Below are 20,397 nucleotides of genomic sequence, written 5' to 3' on the forward strand. Positions count from 1 at the left end.
GTTCGTAAATATGACCTGACCTGGGTTTGGGTTTCGTTAAACAATTAAAAATATCGGGTTCGACTAGCAACACTCTACCCGAAACACGGTATTTCAGTCCATTTTTGAAAAACCCAAAAAGTTAAAAACAGGGGCATTTCTGGATTTTGGGTCAAAAATCGTATATTATCAAATCTTTTTTCAATTAAACTAAACTCAGATAACAATGAAAAAAATTGGGATGCTTATCGCCCTATGCCTGTGGATGTTTCAGGTACAGGCGGAGCTGAAATTACCGCGGGTTTTTGCGGATCACATGGTGTTGCAAAGAGGCCAGGAAATCCCCGTATGGGGAATGGCAGATCCGCGACAGCGTGTGATTGTCACCTTTCAGGACAAGGAATATCGGGTCAGAGCCGATCGGGAAGGTAACTGGGAACTTAAGCTGGATGCTTTTCCAAAAGGGGGGCCCTATACCTTAACGGTTAACACCTCGAAAGAAACCCTTGTCTATGAAAACGTCATGATGGGGGATGTGTGGGTGCTGGGAGGGCAATCCAATATGGAATGGGCCTTGAAAAACACCAACAACGGGGAAGACAGTATCAAAGTGGCCGATTATCCCAATATCCGCTTGTTTGAGGTAGGAAGGGACCTGAGCCTGCAGCCTCTGGAAGATGTAGCCGAAGCCAAGTGGTCGGTTTGTACACCGGCTTCCGTTGAAAATTTCTCCGCCATCGGTTACTATTTTGCCCGAAGAATTCAGGCGGACCTGGATGTGCCGATAGGACTGTTGGACATCAATTGGGGTGGTACGGTTTCCGAGGCATGGACCAGTGCAGAGGCACTGGCTACGCACGCAGATTTCAGCCAACGGATCGCCACCAATCAGGTAGAGGGGCCTACCGATTTTTCCGATCCGGAGGTCCGGAGGCCGAACAACTGGCCGACCAGCCTTTACTATGGCATGCTGGAGCCGGTGATACCGTTTGCCATCAAAGGAGCCCTTTGGTACCAGGGGGAATCCAATGCCGGAAGGGCCTATCAATACCGGGAGATCTTTCCCCTGATGATCCAGGATTGGAGAAAGCAGTGGGGACAGGGTGATTTTCCCTTTATCTGGGTACAATTGGCCAATTTCAGGCAGCCAAAAGAAGAACCGGGTGATAGCGACTGGGCCGAATTACGGGAAGCCCAAAGCATGACCCTCTCCCTTCCCAATACCGCCCAGGCGGTGATCATTGATAAAGGGGAAGCCGATGACATCCACCCCAGGGATAAATGGACAGTAGGCGAACGACTGGCCCGTGCCGCAAAAAAAGTAGCCTACGGAATGGATGTGGTCTACAGCGGCCCCACCTTTAAATCGATGGAAGTTCAGGAAAATCAGATCCGGATCAGTTTTGATCAGGTGGGTTCCGGACTGATGGTAAAGGATAAATACGGCTATGTAAAGGGCTTTGCAGTAGCAGGAGCTAATAAAGAATTTCATTGGGTAAAAGGATATCAGGACGGAAACCAGATCGTTTTGGAAACCGGAGATATAGCGCAGCCGGTTGCGGTGAGATACGGCTGGGCAGACAATCCCGATGATCTCAACCTGTATAATAAGGAAGGACTTCCTGCTGATCCGTTCCGAACGGACGACTGGCAGGGGATTACTTACGGCAAAAAATAAAGTCGAAAGATCTTAGTCCAAATAGTGTCCGGGGAGTTCCAAAAGCAAAGCATTTGATCCCCGGACACAACTTTTTCACCAAAATTTTATTTTTTCCACGGCAGCTACCAGGCGGTGGGAATAATTGCTCAAGTTGCGCTCGCCTGTTCCTGCCACAGTGTTTTATTGGCAAAACTTCTCGTAAAATCACCTGAATCCTACTACATTAGTAAAGGCTGTTTCGATCAGCTTTGCTTTCCCGCCTGCCGGAAGAGCAGGTTTTTCATGATTAAATAATGAGGAACTCAACCCTTGCTTAAAAGAGTTATATTAGATAAAAACTAGCTGATGACACTACAAACTATTAATATCGACCTGCCCTCAGACATTCTATTGACGCTCAACGAGTCAGAAGTAGAACTTAAGAAACGAATAAAAATTTCGTTAGCTGTCCAGCTCTACATCCAGAAAAAGGTGACGATTGGCAAGGCTGCCCAAATAGCAGGATTGTCCCGGTTTCAGTTTGAAACGCTCCTGTCTGAGAATGAAATTTCCATTTCTTCCCTGGAGATTGACGATGTATTTGGAGATATTGAAAAACTGAAATAACAATGAAGAGCGGATTGGTTATTTCAGATTCAGGGCCAATATTCTCTCTTTCTATTATTGATAAGCTTGAAATTTTAGACGAAATGTTTGAGGAAGTATATATACCCCCGGCTGTATGGGAAGAAATCACGCGAGATAAAACAAAAAATTATTTTAGGAAGATGAATGATTTTTTCAAACACAGGGTCAAAAAATATCAGGGTTCAATGAGCTAACATTTGTAATGGACTATGGTGAATCCGAATCCGTAATTTTGTATAAAGAACTCAATGCCGATTTTCTTCTGATAGATGATAAAAAAGCGCGAAGTATCGCTGAGATGTTTGGGATAAATTGTGTTGGTACAATTGGTGTCCTTTCGACTGCTAAAGAAAAAGGGATCGTAAGCGAATTAAGGCCAATTTTCGAGCTGTTTTTAAAAAATGGTCGGTATTACTCGGTTAATTTATTGAATACTATTTTGAAAAAAATATAATGAAAAAGAAATAGAACACGGGGCATAACAATTGGCAATAAGCCCATTCGGTCGCTACAGGTGAATAGCCAGACCGTTAGCTGTGAAGACGAGTCTAGTAAAACACTCCGACCTAAAAACTCTAAAAATAATTTGCTCTTTAGGACACCTTATTTTCTATTTCACCAAAATTTTATTTTTTCCACGGCAGCTACCAGGCGTCGAATGTCCTCCGGAAACACATGTCCGACATGGCCGATTCTGAAAGTAGGCGCTTGCGAAACCTTTCCCGGATAAATAACAAAGCCCTCGGATTTCAATAATTGGTACAGTTTTTCAAAGGAAAAACCGGAATTTTCAGGCTCATGGAAAGCCGTTATGATAGGAGATTGGTCTTCCGGAGAAAGGAAAGCCCGAATACCCGCATTTTCCATTCCCCGAATCAGGATTTCGTGATTCGTAGTATAGCGTTGATACCTCGCTTCCACACCACCCTCTTCTTCCAGTTCCTGCAAGGCTTGTAAAAAGGCCCGAACGGTATGGGTTGGGGAAGTAAACCGCCATTTGCCCTGGTTTTTCTCCATGGTTTGCCATTGATCAAACAGGTCCAGGGAGTGACTTTTTGAATTTCCCTCACACTCCTGCAGCAGGCTTTTATCGGCCAGTACGAAACCAAATCCCGGCACCCCCTGAATACACTTATTGGCACTGCTGATCAGGAAGTCGATTTTTGGTGCACGGATATCCAGGGGAATACCTCCAAAGCTACTCATGGCGTCAAGAATGAAAACTTTCCTCCATTTCCCGGCCAATTCGGCAATGGGCGCATACCGATTGCGCATGCCGGTAGTCGTTTCGCAGTGTACCATGCCTATATGGGTGATTTCCGGATGGGCTCGCAGCGTTTTTTCCACGATTTCCGGGTCCGGCTGTTTGCCTTCTGAGAACGTCAGTACTTCCAGCCCGGCTCCCATCATGGAGGCAATTTTTGCCATTCGTTTTCCATAAGCCCCATTTGAAATTACCAGAAGGGTGCTATCGGGCTTTAGGCAGGTCCACAGAACGGCTTCTACGGAAAAGGTTCCGCTTCCCTGCATCAATACCGATGTATAACCAGAACCACCTTGACTCAGTTCTACCAAGGAAGAACGTATCTTTTGGACCAGCTCGTTGTAATCCGAATCCCAGGTGCACCAGTCCCGGTTCATGGCGGCACGTACGGTTTTACTGGTACTCAAAGGTCCGGGAGTAAGCAATAAATAAGGATTTTCGGGTATGATCATGATGGTAAGAGGCAAAAATTCGAATGCTAAATATAAGGTTTCCGCCCTACTATTTCAGGAATCTGCCTGAAATTAGTATCTTCATTAGTGAACCGATTACAACATCATGGATAATTTTATTTCAGGCATCCACAATTATTGCGACCGTTGGTGTGAACGATGTGTTTATACCGACAGGTGCAGGGTTTTTGCCATGGAAAAAGAGGATCGGCAGGTAGCTGCAAATGATCCGAAATGGGAAACATCCCTGGAACCCATTGCCAAGACCCTGCAAGAAGCCATAAAACTGCTTGATAAAATGGCCAGGGAAAAGGGAATTGACCTGACAAAAACGGATCCGGAGTTTGAGAAAGAAAGGGCTGAACAAAAAACAGCGGTAGAAAAGCACCCCTTGACACAAAAATCCATGGCTTATTTGGATCTCTCCCGGCAATGGCTGGAACAAGGACTGGTAAAGATCTGCATGGATAAAATTTTTGAGGAGGTGGAGCTGGGGATAAGAACGATGCAGGAAGGAGAAAGGGAAATTTTGCTGCTGAGGGAAAGTCTGGAAGTAATTCGTTGGTACCATCACTTCATTGTTGTGAAAAGCCATCGGGCATTGATGGGAAAAGAGGGGGGCTATGATAAGCAGCTCCCCGAGAAGGAACGGGGTTACAATGGCACCGCCAAAATAACCCGGATTGCTATTGAACGCTCCCTGCGGGCATGGGCAACGCTCCTGGGATTCTTTGAAGAAGAGGAAAGTGCCCTATTCAGAATAATGGCGGCTCTTCAGCAAGTCCAGGCGCAATTGGAACAGACATTTCCCGATATGGATCTTTTTGCCAGGCCCGGATTTGATCAATAAACTTATACTTCAAATAAGCTGATGCTGAAATAGGATTTGCTATCGGTAAAATGATGGTCCGTACTGAAACCTGCTTGAAATCTGATCTGGTCCAGGTCTTCCAGACTGTATTTTTGTGATACCTCCATGTGAATGGGTTCAAATGCGTGAAAGCCAACGGTATGACTAGCCACCTGTACTTTTTGCGCCACTTTACTAATCAGGTAACTTTTCGTAGCTCCGCTGATGGGATCATAACTCGCATAATGATCAAAATCAGCGGTATTGAAATTTCCATTTAATTCCCTATTGATCCTGTCCAGAAGGTTGATATTAAACTTTTTGGTGATGCCGGCGGGATCGTCATACGCTGCCAGGATGGTTCTGGGGTGTTTTTTCAAGTCAACTCCCAGCATAAAGTAATCCCCCTTTCCCATAAAACGTTTCACAAAGCGGATAAAGCCAAGGGCTTTTTCTCCTTCAAAATTTCCAATATTGCTGCCAAGAAAAAGAATAATTTTTGGGACTTCTCTAGATGAAATTTCTTTCAGGGTTTCAAAGTAATCACCGGCAATGGGTTTGACACACAGACCGGGAAGTCTCTGCCGCATGATTTCTTCATTTACCGAAAGAATTTCGGGGGAAATATCCAGGGGAATATAGGTGACTTTCTTCTTTTCCCGGATCATGGCATCCAGAAAATATGCGGTTTTACTGCCATCTCCGGCACCAAGTTCTACTACGTCGTAGCTGGCCTGCGGGAGTTTGTTGATGATGTCTTTTGCCCGCTGTTGTAAGATTTCTGTTTCACAACCAGGGAGGTAGTATTCCGGCAGGTGCATGATTTGCTGGAATAGGGCAGAGCCTTTATCATCATAAAAGTATTTGGAAAAAAGTCTCTTGGGCTTTGATTGCAATCCCTTCAAGATATCCTTTTCAAATGTGTCTGTTGTCATAGGGATTGGGCAAGTCTGATTCCAGAAAAAATCCATCGAGAGGCAGGAGCAAAGAAATTACGATAGCTTTTTCGGCTGTGTTTCGGTGCCGTGGCCACGGAGGCACCTCTCAAAACGTGTTGGTTGATCATAAATTTTCCATTGTATTCTCCCAGTGCTCCCGGGGCTTTTTGAAAACCGGGGTAGGGAAGGTAGGCACTTCCCGTCCATTCCCAGAGTTGTCCCCATGGGAATCGGTCCGCGGCCGCCTCCCACTCGAATTCCGTAGGGAGCCGCAATCCTTTCCATTCGGCAAAAGCATAGGCTTCGTACATGCTCACATGCTGTACGGGGAGAGCGGGGTCCACGGGTATCAGTCCATTTAGCGTGTAATGGTGCCATTCTCCTTTGGTGTGGTGCCAATATAAGGGAGCTTCCAGGGTGTTTTTTTGCAGGTAATCCCATCCGTCGGCATGCCAAAGATTAAAATCCGAATAGGCACCGTCGGCGATGAATTCCATAAATTCCCCATTGGTGACCAGTTTGCTGGCAATTTGATAAGGCTCCAGAAAAACCCGGTGCCTTCCCAATTCATTATCATAACAAAAGCCATCCCCGGAGAAGCCGATTTCATAAATCCCCTCCTCCATGGGGATCCAGGATAATTCCTGGTTTTCCGCCTGCACAGCAAACGACGCTCCGTATACCGGAAAAGTGGGCTGATGGCCTAAAATGTATTTGATATCATACACCAGCAATTCCTGGTGTTGTTGCTCGTGATGAATGCCTAACTCCAGAATTTCCAGGACTTCGGTACCAGCCTCGCCAGAAGAAAGCAGCTCCAACACTTCCCGGGTGACATGCGATCGGAAAGCCATTATTTCCTTTACGGGAGGCCGGCTCATCAGGCCCCTGTTGGGTCGCAAAACCCGTTCGCCCGCATTATTGTAATAGCTATTAAATAAATACGCAAAATCCCTGTCGTAAACCTTATAACCTGACTTGTACGGGCCAAGCAGAAACTGCTCAAAAAACCAGGTGGAATGCGCCAAATGCCATTTGGGCGGGGAGACATCAACGATGGGCTGAGGCACATGGTCTTCTGCGGTCAGTGGCGCACAAATTTCCTCTGTTTTCAGTCGGCAATCCTTGAATTGTTGAAGCAGGCTTTGAAAAGTAGTTTCGGGTTGGCTTACTTTCATTGACATACAATGATATGGTTTTTGGTTTTTCAGCGTAAAAAACAAGAATAATGAAGGGAAGCGATCAAACTTCCCTTATTATTTTGCTTTAGGGACGGATAAAAATAGTATCCTTCACCGGATAATAAAATCAATTACTCATAAAGTTCGACAATCATGTCGATTTCCACGGCGATGTTGTTGGGCAGGGAACTCATGCCGATGGCGGCACGGGCATGCTTACCCTTTTCCCCAAAAACTTCTACCATCAGGTCTGAGAAGCCGTTGATTACCTGAGAATGTTGCTTAAAGGAAGGGGCTGCATTGACCATGCCCTGGGCACGAACGATGTTTTTTACCCGATTGAGATCACCTATTTCGGCCTTAAGCGAAGAAAGCAGGGAAATTCCCGTAAAGCGAGCCGCTTCGATACCCTGCTCCAATTCCAGATCTGCGCCTAATTTCCCGATTACCTGAGTGCCATCGGGTCTATCCGGCCCGTGACCTGCCAGGTAAACCACATTTCCTACGGTTTTGGCTTTGAGGTAATTGGCGGTGGGTGGGTTTGGCATGATCAATTCTATGTCCAGGTCCAGGAGTCGTTGTTCCGCATCGATACCGTCTCCTGTTTGTTCCTGTACGGGGGATTCCTCCGAAACTTCCGCAACCTTTTCCTCACAGGAAAGGAGTAGCAGAAAGGCAAATGAGAGGAGTAATGCATGATTTTTCATAAGTCTGTTTGTGTTAAAAGGTGGTGAATGCAGGTTATTTTGGGCAAATGGTCAATAGAAAAACCTTAGGTCGCCAAGGGAGGCCCTGAGGGTACCATTATTTTCTCTTTTCGGGGGCTGTCCCCTGATTTTTTGGCTGTAAATTTTGCCGTCAGGTATTCTCCCATAAACACTTCGCCTGAGAGGGTATCTCCGCTTAGGTTACCCGTAAACATAAAGGTTACCGAATCGCCCGGTTTTCGGAAATTACTACGAAGGACCACTTTGTTTCCTTCCATGCTTCCGTAAATATCCTGGTGGGCAAAATCACTCATATGGGTGCCGTTGAGCCAGTTTCCGTCCTGCGTCAAAACCCATGTATGGGTGCTTTGGCTACTGAAAAAGGCCATTTCAACATCCCATTTTCCACTGAGGTTTGCGGTGGCCGGAGTCATGGAGTTGTCTATCGCTTTTCTTTTTTCCGACAGCGTCTGATGAATTCGGTCAGCAATCACCTTGGCTTCTCCCTCCTGCATTTGGTTAGGGCTGATGGTGATTGCCGTAAGCCCGTCCTGGTTTCGGCTGCCTACGGCGATCCGGGGAGCCGTGCGGCCAAAGCGTTCGGCTACCTCAGCACCCGTGATATGCAGAAGGTTTGGATCCCATTGAATCAGTAGCATGGGAGCCCGGTTATTCAGGCCATCAGGGAGGTTGATGGAATGCGTCACCCCTTTGATTTTGGTAGCCCGGTCGGCAATTTGGTTGAGCCATTGCATCCAGGTTTCCCATTCTTTTTCGTGGTCGCGGGTGGTCCAGGCTTCCACTGCTGCCAGCATGCCCAGCATTTCCTCCTTACCTACTTTATTGTCCCTTCCAGGGCCATGATGGGGAGAGCTCGCCTGCCAGGCAGACAGCATCAGGTCTTTTCTTCCGAGTAATAGGCCTGCGCATTGGGGGCCGCAGATGGCTTTACCCCCACTGTAGGCCACCATGGTAGCACCCCGCTCAAAATGGACACAGGGGATGGTCAGGTTTTCTGCAGCAGCGTCCATTAAGATAGGGACCTCGTGACTTTTAGCGATTTTAGCGATGTTTTCCAGGGATAAAGGTTGGCCAGTAGCGGCTCCTCTCCCGGAAATCAAGTAGATCATGGCCGTTTTGGGACTTAGCGCCCGCTCTAATTCCTCGGGACTGTCCACCTCTACGATGGTCACGCCGATGTTTCTTACCGCATGGTCATAGACGTTTCTGGAATGGCGGGGGATGATGACCTCTGTTTTGTCCATTCCCGATAAGTCAGGTATTCGGAGGAGTTTTTCCGGATTGCCACCGGTGACACAGGCGGCCGTGGCGTGTTTCATGGCCGCTGCACAACCTGCCGTAATGATTCCGAAATCTGCTTTGGTAATTTCTGCCAGCCGCTCGCCGATGGCAAAGGCCAGCTCATCGTATTGTACAAAATTTTTAGCGGCTGCCGCCATGGCCTGATGCACTTCCGGTCGCTCAATGGAGCCGCCGATAATGGTAAAGGTGCCGCGGCAATTGATGATGGGCTCCACGCCCAGGGAACGGTAAATGTTTTCGTCCAGGGCAAGAGGGCCGGTTGCCTTTTTTCGGTTGTCGATGAGTGGCGACATGCTCATCAGGCTTCCCCCCATGGGGAGGATTGCCAGATTTTTGATCATTTCTCTTCTATCCATATCACTGATAATTATAATTTTTAGCCGCCAGACCGTTCAGATCATAGACGACCTTACCGCCTTTTATGGTCAGCTCTGTTTCCAATTTGTGTTTTCCGTTAATTCGATTCCCGCCAGCATCTACAAAGCCAAAATCGCCTTCCAGTAATTTTAACAGCGTCAAGTCCGCGACGGCTCCTTCCGTCAAATGACCCAAATCCGGCCGTTGGATGACCTGGGCCGCTTGCCAGGAGGCCCGCTGAATGACTGCTTCCAGCTCCATGCCCATGGCCAAGAATTTAGACATGACGTTCAGCATGTTTTTCATACCGGAATTCATGCTGAACCGGTGGAGGTCTGTTCCAAATGTGTGCGGTTTCAAGCCCTGCCGCAACGCCGGAATGGCCTGACTGAACCAAAACCCCGCACCGCCATGACCCACATCGAAATGGACTCCCCGTTCGTAAGCCTCCATTACGAAAGGACGCAGTTGCCCTTGTTCATCCACAATGGGCATGCGTTCGTCAATTTCCTCAAAACTGTGGGTCAAAATATCTCCTGGCCTCATTTTTTCCAATTGCTCGGCCAGGGTATACCGGGGCAGATGGCACTCCACCAGCAAGGGTTTTTGGGCATTTCCCGAAGCTACTAATGCGTTTTCAAAGGGCAACCACTCCGGGCCGGTGTAATGCCCTATCTTGATACCAACCAAAATATCCGGATACCGCTGAAGCATTTCCAGGGCTTTTTCCGGATCCATGTCTTGTAGGTTTTCCTGTGTTGGATGGCCGCTCATTCCGGTACCGGCAATATTTAAAAAAGCCAATACCCGGGTTTGGGAGGCATCGATCACGTTTTTTTTAAACGTTTCAAAATTCCGCCATCCGGAAGTACCGGCATCCACCACCGTGGTGACACCCGAGCGAAAGGTGAAATCATCCGGGGAAACACTGGAAAAACCATCCGCAAACGTGCGGGCTTTGCTCCCTACAAAAACATGAGTGTGAATATCTATCAATCCGGGGCTCAAAATTAATCCGGAGGCATTGATTACTTTTTTGGCCTTTTCGGCGGGAATAAAGCGAGCTACCAGGGCTATTTTCCCATCCGCTATTCCCAGGTCCATGGTGTCCTGGATCTTGTTTTTGGCATCCACCAGGTAGGTCCTTCGAATGAGTATGTCAAAATCCTGGGCAGAAAGTGGCAACCAACATCCAATCCCCAGTATAAGTAAACACAGGTGTTTCATTTTTAGTAAACCATTATCGGTTGCTAATCTCAGTTTCCCAGTGAGGAGCGTTGATTCCGTTCAGATCCCAGACGATTCTGCCAGCCCGTAGGGTCATTTCGGTTTCCAATCGTTGAGTTCCGTCAATTCGCATTCTACGAATATCCTGAAAGCCAAAATCTCCTTCGACCAACCGAAAAACAGCGATGTCTGCTTCCGATCCGGGGTCCAGATTTCCTAAATCCTCCCTATTGATCACCTGGGCGGGATTCCAGGTGGCCCGGAGAATGACTTCTTCCAGACTCAGTCCCATGTTCATAAATTTGGATAGTAAATTGGCCATGTCCTTAAATCCCCCATTCATACTGTCTTTATGCAGATCAGAGCTGATCACATCCGGCAAAAACCCTTGTTCTATTGCCGGTATAGCTTGTCTAAAGGAAAAAGCTCCCCCGCCATGTCCGACATCAAAACGGATCCCTCTTTCCTGTGCTTCAAAAACAAAGGGTTTCACGTTCAGATTTTCATCCACAATGGTTTCCCGGTTATTGGGGCCGTAGGAAAAGGTATGGGTGAAAATATCGCCGGGTCGCAGGTGCTGCATAAAAAGTGCTTCGATGGAATTGGGTGGCTGGTGCTCACCGAAATCAACCATGACGGGTACATTGGCCAGCTTTCCGGCTTCAACGGCTATGTCTACCTGGGTAAAATCTCCCCAATAATGCGCCGATTTAATACCTACCAGGATCTCCGGAAATAAGCGGTTGATCATGTGAGCCGTCATGGTAGGATTCATATCCATCACGTTCTGCTCCTCGAATCGGCCATACATGCCGGTGCCTACGATATTCAGCAGTGCTAATACCCGGGTTTGCGAGCGGTCAATGGTTTGTTCTTTGAATTGACGGAAATTTCGCCATCCCGAAGAACCGGCATCTACGACGGTGGTAACTCCAGAACGAAAGGTAAACCCATCGGGAGGAAGGCTGGTCAACGCGTCGGCGATGTAGGAATCCGTATTGGTGCCATGAAAAACATGCACATGCATGTCTACCAGTCCCGGGGTAATGTACAGCCCGCTGACATCAAGCGTTTTCTTTGCAGTATTGGCAGGAATGTCCTTTTCAACCTTTAGTATGGTTTTGCCTGAGATGGCCAGGTCCATGGGTTCGTTGATCCCATTTTTCGGATCCAGCAGGTGGCCGCCTTTTAATAAAAGATCAATTTCCTGGGCCGCAACTGGAACCGTGCCAAGCAGCAGGGTACAAGCAATGGCAAGCAGTCGATGCAGCACCAAACCAGAGAAGGATTCATAGCTAGTCAATGGGCGTTGGGTTTAGATGAACGAAGCGATAAACGTAGGTTTTTCTTTTGGGAAGTACGGAAATATTGCAAAAAAAAATGTTTTTACAAAGCCCTATTTTATTAAATGCCTGCTTACCGACCGTTTCGCTTTTTATTAATGATAAAATTTTTCAAATTAACAGCTTGCTAACCCAAATTTACCTTGTCACTTTATGAACGAATCCAAAAATGCCCCGAAAACCAATTTTTTGCAAAAGATATGGATCTGGATGCTGGGTATCGGCCCCGGTATTTTCTGCATTGGTTATACCATCGGGACGGGAAGTGTCACGTCCATGGCCAAAGCCGGTAGCCAATTCGGCATGCAATTGCTGTGGGTTTTGGTGCTGAGTTGTTTGTTTTCCTGGGTGTTGATGGAAGCTTATGGAAGGTACGCCGTGATTACCGGGCAAACGTCTATTTATAGTTTCAAAACCAAATTAAAGGCTGGGAAACTTATTTCCTATCTGGTAGTGGGGGGAATCGTTTTGGCACAATGGAATTCCCTTTCTGGTATATTGGGGCTGAGTGCCAATGCGATTTATGAAATGGTTATCTTGTTTTTTCCTGGCATTTCCGGAGCTTCCTACTGGCCGGTGTTGGGAATTGCGATCGTGTTGATTGTACTGATGTATTCCTTGCTATGGGTGGGGCAGTATTCCTTTTTCGAAAAGGTACTGATCGTTTTTGTGACCATCATGGGGATTTCCTTTATTATTTCCATGTTTGTGGTGCTACCGGATCCGGCCCAGATGGTCAGAGGGCTTGTTCCGTCCGTACCGGATGTGGCAGGAGGGAAATTATTGGTCGCTGCTTTTGTGGGCACCACGATGGCCGCACCCACTTTTGTCGTGAGGCCCCTACTGATGAAAGGTAAGGGCTGGGGACCTGCGCACACGCGGGAGCAATCCAAGGACGCATTGACCAGCGCCATTTTGATGCTGGTAATAAATCTTTCCATCATGGCTGCTGCGACCGGAGCCCTTTATGCCGAAGGCAAGACCATAGAAAAGGTAATGGATATGGTATACACCCTTGAGCCGGTAGCCGGTAAATTTGCCGTTGCCGTTTTTATGACGGGCGCATTAAGTGCCGGGTTATCCTCTGTTTTTCCAATTTTGATGGTTGCTCCCTTGTTGGTTGCCGACTACAAGGAAGGGGAACTGGATACCGGGTCCAGCAGGTTCAGGATATTAACAGGAATTGCCTGCCTGGTGGGGTTAACCGTTCCCATCCTGGGAGCCAACCCCATTTTTGCTCAGATCTTAACCCAGGTGGCCGCCGTATTCGTTTTGCCCCTCGTCATTGCCTGCATGCTGTATCTCATCAATCAAAAACAACTTATGGGCATTCATAAGGCGGGCGTTTGGCTCAATATCGGCTTGGTGGCTGCCCTGGTGTTTGCCTGCGTGATTTCCTATACAGGTTACCTGGCATTGATGGAATTGGTGTAACGCTGCTACCGCTATTATTCTTGAGAATCGGTGCGTAAGGAGGCTACTTCTTCCGGCAGAATAGGGCTGGCCTGGTTTTCAAAATGCTGCCGTAGATAGGTTAGCACACTTGCAATTTGCTGGTCATCAAGAAACCCATGGGCTGGCATCACATTATCGTAGCGTTCTCCGTTCACTTCTATTTCCCCGTCCAGTCCTTCAAGTACAATCCGAATAAGGCGTTCTTTATCCCCGGACACCCAATCGGTTTGGTGTAATCCAGGAATTCGTCCCGCCGCACCTTTTCCATCTCGTTGATGGCAGGGAGCGCAATAGGTACTGTATACCTGGTTCCCCTGAGGCTGTTTCCCTCGGTCCATGTTGTCCTCTTCCGGGTGGGGGGTTCGAATGTTTGCAAGCTGTTTTTGGACTTCCATGGCTGCAAGTGATTCTTCGCCGAAAGAATGTTTATCACCTGTAAACAGGATGCGCCAAATCTTTCCCTTATTTGAATCGGAAATATACAGGGAGCCATCCGGCCCCTCGGCCAAGCCCATGGGTCTGAATTCCGCATCGCTGACATTCACTATCGGATTGGTTCCGGCAAAGCCATTGGCAAAAACCTCCCAATCACCGGTAGGTTGTCCGTTTTCAAAGGGTACGAATGCGACAAAGTAGCCGGACTGTGGATAGGGACCCCGGTTGGTAGAACCATGAAAGGCCACGAAAGCACCTCCTTTATACCTCTCCGGAAACTGTTCGCCTTTATAAAAGAGCAAATCGTTGGGTGCCCAATGACCCGGGAATCCCATCACCGGATCATCCATATCCCCACACCTACCGATGATTTTTCCATCGCCTCCGTATTCGGGTGCCAGCACCTTTTTCCCCTGAATCTGATCGTAATAGCAATACGGCCAGCCGTAATCGGCCCCTTGGGTCACTTTGATAAACTCCTCCGATGGCAAAACGGCACTCTCCCATGGAGTAAAGGTTTCCGGATAGAGCAGGTGGAGGTTATCTCTTCCGTGCATGACCAGATACAGGTGATTGTCCTGCTGGTTAAAAGCCATCGCGACCACGCTTCGTATGCCCGTGGCATACAATTCCCCGTCTTTCTGGGTCATTCCCAATTTGTCCTTTGGGAACTTCCAGACTCCCCCGTGTTCGATTAGTTCAGGACAGGGATCAAGGCCTTCGGATCCGGGAATGCCGCCCGGCTTATTTACCAAATCCTGGCAGGCATTGGAAGGGCTGCCAAAGGGGACGTATAGATTTCCTTCCCGGTCGAAGGAAACCGGTTTGGTGATATGCCAGTGGATGCCGTGTTCGTGGTCATCAGTAAGTACAATTTCCATCGGGCTGTCGGGGATTAGTTTTCCAGGTACCAGGCGATTGCGGTACACTACCCTGGCGGCACTATAATATAGGTATCCGTCGTGAATTCGCATCCCGTTTGCCAGACTGCCTTCGTCTTCATATTCCCCGAAATAGGAGATGATGTCTGCCTTGCCGTCTCCGGTGGTATCCCTTAAGGCCACGTTGCTTCCCACTTCTCTTGCATACCTTAATTTAACATAGATATCCCCATTCTCCCGGATTGCCAAATGCCTTCCTTTGCCAATACTATCCACGACTACCAAAGCCCCAAATCCCCCTGGTAGTGAAAGCCCGCCGTTATCCTGGTCCGGTTGAGGTGGACCGACTGGACTTTTACAAGAATAGACTACAAACATCATCCATGTTGAAAGGAAAATAAAATAGATAGACGGCAAAAGAATACGATTCATTGGTGTGTTGCGAATTTTCTGTGTTAATTTGTAAAATTACTTTTATATTTCAATATAAGATTGTGTTATTGGTAGTGAAATAAAATAATTAGAGCGAGTTTTGTCTATTTAACAAGCGAAAAAAATGGCAGTAAACCGAAATAAAAATATTGTTTTTTTAGAAAAAATTCGAAAACACTCGAAATTTCCAAAAAAAACAATAAAACATTTTTTTTAATTATTGTTGGCAGGATTTGCTATTTTTTGATTTTTAGTTTGTTATTAATCCAAAAATTATTTCAACGGTATTTCGGTTGTTTGTGAATTAAATTATTCCTAATATTAAGCCTACATTAATTAAAAATTACCCAATCTAGCCAACCTGACCGAACGTATTTATTTGAGAATTGCCAAAATGAATTCTGAAAAATATTGTCGATGCACTGAAATAGTTTGCTTCGGATGGTTTCCGAAAGGTATTGTTGATCTCCAACAGTGATGGTTAAAATTAAACATTGGAAAAAATTCCAAAATCCAGTTCATTCAATTGTTCATTTACTTATGAAAAAAAGTTTACTAGTTTTATTTCTGGCCCTCTTTGCGATAAAAGGCATGGCTCAGGAACGAACGGTCACGGGAACCGTGACAGATGCAGAAGCGGATGCCCCCTTACCGGGTGTCAGTATATTGATTAAAGGAACCAATACAGGCACCATTACGGATATCGATGGTCAGTACAGTATTAATGTACCGGATGCGCAATCCGTGCTGGTGTTTTCTTACCTGGGATACGAGTCTCAGGAAAGCGTGGTTGGTAACAACTCAGAGATTAATGTAACCTTGTCTTCCGAGCTGGAAGCATTATCGGAAGTGGTGGTAACTGCTTTCGGTCTGGAAAGGGAAAAGAAAGCACTTACGTACACCGTACAGGATGTAAGTACGCAGGAACTCTCAGAAGCAAGGGAGTTAAACGTGATGAACTCCCTTTCCGGTAAGGTAGCCGGGTTGTCCATCAACCGCTCCGGTAGTGGTGTGGGTGGAGGCACCCGGGTAGTATTGAGAGGAAACCGATCCATTAGTGGAGACAGCCAGCCCCTGTATATTGTGGATGGCGTGCCTGCCAATGGGATTGAGAACCTCAACCCGGATGATATTGAGAGCATAAACGTTTTGAAAGGACCTAACGCTGCCGCTCTTTATGGTAGCCGGGCAAACAACGGTGCGATCGTGGTCAATACCAAGAGGGGTCGCGAAGGCGGTTTCCAGGTAAGTTTAAACACCTCGTACATGTTTGACCAACCGCTGATTTTGGCCAATTTTCAAAACGTATACGGACAGGGAAGTAATGGCAATTATGCTCCCGGATCGGAGTTTTCCTGGGGACCCAGAATGGATGGATCCTCTGTAGCCCACTGGTCTCCGGATCCCAACAGGCCTCAGGACACCTATTCATTCTCTCCACAGCCGGATAATATCAATGATTTTTATCAGACAGGCCATAATTTAGCTACGACGCTTGCCATCACCGGCGGAAATGAGCGAAATCAAACCTATTTTTCCTACACCTACACCGACGCTGCAGGCGTGGTTCCTGGGAACGAGTTGGGCAGACACAGTATCAACTTGCGTTTGACCAATAAATTATCGGAGAAATTAACGCTGGACTCAAAAGTCAACTACATTCGTCAAGACATAAACAACCAATTGTCTCAGGGAGAAAGTTTCTCTAACCCCAACCGCCATATTATGCGTATGCCTCGAAACATCACAACGGAGGATTTCGCCAGGTATGAATATGTGAATCAGGCCGGTTTGTTACGGCAGAATTACTTTAATCCGGGCTCCAACGGTGGTGCCAACCCTTATTGGACCATTAATCGGAACCTGAGAAAGAATACTTCAGACAGGTTGGTGGCCTTTTCTTCATTGAGTTATGAAATTGCCGAAGGGCTGACCGTTTTGGGTCGAGCAGCCCTGGACCGATCGTTTGGTACCAGTGAGGAGAAACTATACAATGACAGTTACATCATCGCTCAAAACGGAAGGTTTTCGGTAGGCCAGTCTGAGAATATGGAAATAAACACCGATTTCCTGATCAGCTATGAGAAATCCTTAAGCGATGATTGGTATTTCAATATCAATGCCGGAGGTAATAGCCGTATCAACCGAAATTCGGCGTTGAATTCCAATACCGGTCAGAACATGGTCGTTCCGAACTTTTTTGCCTTGACCAATACTCAGCAGGTGGTTTCAACCCACGGGGTAGGTGCTCCGAAAGATGTGAATTCACTTTACTCTTTTGCACAGATTGCCTGGAAAAATGCTGTTTTCCTGGATATTACGGCCCGAAATGACTGGTCTTCTACCTTGCCAAAGGATAATTGGTCTTTCTTTTATCCTTCCGTAGGCTTAAATGCGGTCGTATCTGATTTGGTAGAGTTTCCGGAGTGGTTCACTTTTGCGAAAGTAAGAGGTTCCTTCGCTGAAGTTGGTAACGACACCAGCCCCTACCAGCTACAACGTACTGCTGCTTTTGCAGCAGGTGGATTGGGAGGATACCTATCGTTGAGTACGACGCTTCCTAACGAAAATTTACTCCCCGAAACCACGCAGTCCATAGAATTGGGTGGTGACTTCCGATTCCTGGACAATCGTCTCGGTGTTGACTTCACCTATTACAAAACCAATTCATTCAATCAGCTCTTTACGGTGGCCTTGCCGGTAGGTTCAGGCGCCTCCAGCTTCTTTACCAATGGTGGGGATGTACAGAACGAAGGAATTGAGGTAGTATTAAACCTTACTCCGATTCGAAGAGCCGATTTTAACTGGAACATCACGGCAAACTTCGCCCGTAACATTTCCATGGTCAATGAGATAAATGACCAGCGGCCCAGCATTGTAGTAGGAGGAGACTTCTTGAGACAATTCAGGGTGGAAGAAGGTAAAATGTTTGGAGAGGTTTATTCCAGAGGATACCTTAGAGACGATCAGGGAAGAGTAATTGTGGGTGATAATGGTGTTCCGAGAACGACTCCTGGATTTACTGTCCGCGTAGCTAATTACAATCCAATTTGGTTGGGAGGTATACAGAACTCATTCACCTATAAGAATTTCCGTGCTAATTTTACGATTGATTTCCGTCAGGGAGGTAGCATAGCTTCGCTTACCAACGCTATTATCTATGCCGATGGTATGACTGAGGAGACCCTGCAAGGAAGAGAAGGTGGATTGGTATTCGGTGAAAACTTCATGGAACACGAAACTGCCGTTAAAGAAACAGAAGACGGTACCTTCGTTCCTAATGACATAGAAACAACTGCCGAGTTGTTTTGGGTAAATATGGGAGGTAGAAATGCGCCGATAGGTGAAGTATTCTCCTATTCAGCTACTAACGTTCGATTGCGAGAAGCAGTGATTGGGTATACCATCCCTGCAGCCAAATTGGAAAGCTTGCCTTTGAACAGTGTTAGTATCAACTTCGTGGCCAGGAACCTGTTTTTCTTCCTGAATGAAGCGAAGAACATTGACCCTGATGTGACAGTTGGAACCTCAGCGGCTGCACAAGGATTTGACTCCTTTGGCCCTCCGACGGCAAGATCCTTTGGTTTTAATGTTAATTTAGGATTTTAAAAATAGTAACGATGATAAAAATATCTAATATAGCGATGGGTTTATCCCTTACGGCGTTGACATTCGGCGCTTGTACGGAAAACTTTGAAGAGTTAAATACCCAACCCAATGCGATTGTAGCGTCCAACCTGGACATTGGTCTGTTGGGACAGGCTTTTGCCAATGCACAAGGTCGGGCGATGTATCTTGCCCCTGGAGGTAGTACGGCTGGCTTTCAGACTGCTCAAAGCTTGTTTGCAGATTTATACGCGCAGTATTTTGCCACCACGCAGGTGAACTTTGATTCTGACCGTCACATACAGGTGGGCGGCTGGTCAAACGGTGCCTGGAATTATTTCTACGGTCAGGCAGCTCCCGTTATTCAGTTTGTGGAGGAATTTACAGAGGAAAACGAACTTCCCCTGGAAAATGCCTTTATCAAAGTATGGAAAGTACAGGCTTACCACCGTATTTCCGATTATTGGGGACCGATTATTTATTCCTCTTACGGAAACGGTGAGACAGTGGTGCCTTACGATTCTCAGGAAGAGGTATACCGGGATTTATTCACGGTACTCGATGAAGCCGTAGCGGTGTTAAAGCAAAATACCGGTGGAAGTGCCTTTGTTGGGCATGACCAGATATTTGGGGGATCTGCCGATAAGTGGTTGACCTATGCCAATTCCCTGAGGCTTAGATTGGCCATGCGGGTGAAGTACGCTGATCCTGCACTAGCCAAGACTGAGGCAGAAAAAGCCGTGGCCGATGGTGTCATGGAATCGAATGATGACAGTGCCTTTATCAATACCACGGTACAGTCTAGAAACCCCTATTGGATTATTACCAACTGGGGTGAATTCCGAATGAGTGCCTTGATGGAAAGTGTAATGGTGGGTTATGATGATCCGCGTACCGGAGTTTATTTCAGTGAAACGGTTGATTATCAGGAAAGCGGAGAAGGCCAACCTTACAAGGGTTTGAGAAACGGACTTTCCCGTGAAGATTTGGGAGAAACCGGTTGGAACGACGCACACTCAGATATGGGTGTTATCTTCTTGAATGAAGGTAGGGGTGGAAGTGCTTCCGGTGAGCCCTGGAGAGTCATTAGTGCTGCTGAGGTTCAGTTTTTGCTTGCCGAAGGGGCACTGGAAGGCTGGGCCATGGGTGGCTCTGCACAGGAATACTATGAGAAAGGTATCGAATTGTCCATGTCTGAGCCTAGAATTGGAGCAGAACCTGCTGCTATTCAAGACTATATCAATAGCGACAACACACCAAAGCCGGTAATGTTTCCCAATAATCCGGAATGGAACCTGGGACCCAATTCCAATGTGCCAGTAGCTTTCTTAACCGGAGGCACCAAAGAAGAACAACTGGAGCAGATTTGTACCCAGAAGTGGGTTGCTATTTATCCGGATGGATGGGAAGCCTGGGCGGAATTGAGAAGGACCAATTATCCTACTCCATACCCAAGACTTAATTCTGATAATGAAGACGTTCCCAGGGACATGGTGATGCCAAGGTTGATCTTTGTTCAAGGAGAATACGATAATAACAACGAAGCGGTTACTGCTGCAGAGGAGTTGCCGGAGTTGACAAGCAGGGGAGGTAACACCAACGGAACCAAACTGTGGTGGGATGCCAAACCCGAGTAAGCTTAGTAAAACTTATTAATTAATTAAATAGAAAAGTGCCGTT

The 20,397-nt window shown here is 46.9% G+C and carries 16 protein-coding genes; 8 read left to right on the forward strand and 8 right to left on the reverse strand.

The features are described 5' to 3' along the window. Window positions 1-205: 205 nt before the first annotated feature. The 4 genes from GJQ68_RS05110 (at window position 206) to GJQ68_RS23645 (ending at window position 2,720) form a co-directional block, all read left to right on the forward strand. The gene (locus tag GJQ68_RS05110; RefSeq protein ID WP_162416242.1) at window positions 206-1,657 is read left to right on the forward strand and encodes a sialate O-acetylesterase; all 1,452 of its coding nucleotides are present in this window, start codon (window positions 206-208) and stop codon (window positions 1,655-1,657) included. Between the two features lie 327 nt (window positions 1,658-1,984). Beyond that, complete coding sequence (locus tag GJQ68_RS05115; RefSeq protein WP_162416243.1) at window positions 1,985-2,245, forward strand: UPF0175 family protein; 261 nt, start codon at window positions 1,985-1,987, stop codon at window positions 2,243-2,245. Between the two features lie 2 nt (window positions 2,246-2,247). Beyond that, the gene (locus GJQ68_RS23170) at window positions 2,248-2,460 is read left to right on the forward strand and encodes a hypothetical protein (protein ID WP_202927878.1); all 213 of its coding nucleotides are present in this window, start codon (window positions 2,248-2,250) and stop codon (window positions 2,458-2,460) included. A 104-nt stretch (window positions 2,461-2,564) separates the two neighbouring features. Beyond that, window positions 2,565-2,720, forward strand: a complete 156-nt coding sequence (locus GJQ68_RS23645) for a DUF3368 domain-containing protein (protein WP_394351277.1) — start codon at window positions 2,565-2,567, stop codon at window positions 2,718-2,720. A gap of 161 nt (window positions 2,721-2,881) precedes the next feature. On the opposite strand, the gene phnW is transcribed toward GJQ68_RS23645, so the two are convergent. Beyond that, complete coding sequence (gene phnW / locus GJQ68_RS05125) at window positions 2,882-3,982, reverse strand: 2-aminoethylphosphonate--pyruvate transaminase (protein ID WP_162416244.1); 1,101 nt, start codon at window positions 3,980-3,982, stop codon at window positions 2,882-2,884. A gap of 106 nt (window positions 3,983-4,088) precedes the next feature. Between phnW and GJQ68_RS05130 the strand changes: the two genes are divergently transcribed. Then, window positions 4,089-4,832, forward strand: a complete 744-nt coding sequence (locus tag GJQ68_RS05130) for a hypothetical protein (protein WP_162416245.1) — start codon at window positions 4,089-4,091, stop codon at window positions 4,830-4,832. A gap of 2 nt (window positions 4,833-4,834) precedes the next feature. Here GJQ68_RS05130 and egtD read toward each other — a convergent pair whose 3' ends face one another. The 6 genes from egtD to GJQ68_RS05160 form a co-directional block, all read right to left on the reverse strand. After that, window positions 4,835-5,767: an L-histidine N(alpha)-methyltransferase gene (gene egtD, locus GJQ68_RS05135; RefSeq protein ID WP_162416246.1), complete on the reverse strand. Its 933-nt coding sequence runs from the start codon at window positions 5,765-5,767 to the stop codon at window positions 4,835-4,837. Continuing rightward, the gene (gene egtB / locus GJQ68_RS05140) at window positions 5,764-6,948 is read right to left on the reverse strand and encodes an ergothioneine biosynthesis protein EgtB (RefSeq protein ID WP_162416552.1); all 1,185 of its coding nucleotides are present in this window, start codon (window positions 6,946-6,948) and stop codon (window positions 5,764-5,766) included. Before egtB ends, egtD begins: the two co-directional genes overlap by 4 nt. Before the next feature lie 134 nt (window positions 6,949-7,082). Continuing rightward, window positions 7,083-7,658, reverse strand: coding sequence for a RidA family protein (locus GJQ68_RS05145; RefSeq protein ID WP_162416247.1), 576 nt, complete (start codon window positions 7,656-7,658; stop codon window positions 7,083-7,085). Between the two features lie 65 nt (window positions 7,659-7,723). Further along, complete coding sequence (locus tag GJQ68_RS05150; protein WP_162416248.1) at window positions 7,724-9,337, reverse strand: aminotransferase class V-fold PLP-dependent enzyme; 1,614 nt, start codon at window positions 9,335-9,337, stop codon at window positions 7,724-7,726. Window position 9,338: 1 nt separating this feature from the next. Then, entirely contained in the window at window positions 9,339-10,565 is a 1,227-nt protein-coding gene (locus GJQ68_RS05155; protein ID WP_162416249.1) for an amidohydrolase/deacetylase family metallohydrolase, read from the reverse strand. Between the two features lie 13 nt (window positions 10,566-10,578). Beyond that, window positions 10,579-11,838: an amidohydrolase/deacetylase family metallohydrolase gene (locus GJQ68_RS05160; protein WP_394351278.1), complete on the reverse strand. Its 1,260-nt coding sequence runs from the start codon at window positions 11,836-11,838 to the stop codon at window positions 10,579-10,581. A 223-nt stretch (window positions 11,839-12,061) separates the two neighbouring features. Between GJQ68_RS05160 and GJQ68_RS05165 the strand changes: the two genes are divergently transcribed. Beyond that, complete coding sequence (locus tag GJQ68_RS05165; protein WP_162416251.1) at window positions 12,062-13,342, forward strand: Nramp family divalent metal transporter; 1,281 nt, start codon at window positions 12,062-12,064, stop codon at window positions 13,340-13,342. A 14-nt stretch (window positions 13,343-13,356) separates the two neighbouring features. Here GJQ68_RS05165 and GJQ68_RS05170 read toward each other — a convergent pair whose 3' ends face one another. Continuing rightward, complete coding sequence (locus tag GJQ68_RS05170) at window positions 13,357-15,111, reverse strand: c-type cytochrome (protein WP_162416252.1); 1,755 nt, start codon at window positions 15,109-15,111, stop codon at window positions 13,357-13,359. Between the two features lie 540 nt (window positions 15,112-15,651). On the opposite strand from GJQ68_RS05170, the gene GJQ68_RS05175 reads away from it, so the two are divergent. Both GJQ68_RS05175 and GJQ68_RS05180 read left to right on the forward strand, forming a co-directional pair. Continuing rightward, on the forward strand, window positions 15,652-18,720 hold the full coding sequence (locus GJQ68_RS05175; protein ID WP_162416253.1) for a SusC/RagA family TonB-linked outer membrane protein: 3,069 nt from the start codon (window positions 15,652-15,654) through the stop codon (window positions 18,718-18,720). Window positions 18,721-18,731: 11 nt separating this feature from the next. Beyond that, window positions 18,732-20,354 (forward strand): SusD/RagB family nutrient-binding outer membrane lipoprotein, encoded by a 1,623-nt coding sequence (locus GJQ68_RS05180; RefSeq protein WP_162416254.1) that lies wholly within the window; start codon window positions 18,732-18,734, stop codon window positions 20,352-20,354. Window positions 20,355-20,397: the final 43 nt, after the last annotated feature.

This window comes from Cyclobacterium roseum, assembly GCF_010119225.1.
Classification (GTDB): domain Bacteria; phylum Bacteroidota; class Bacteroidia; order Cytophagales; family Cyclobacteriaceae; genus Cyclobacterium; species Cyclobacterium roseum.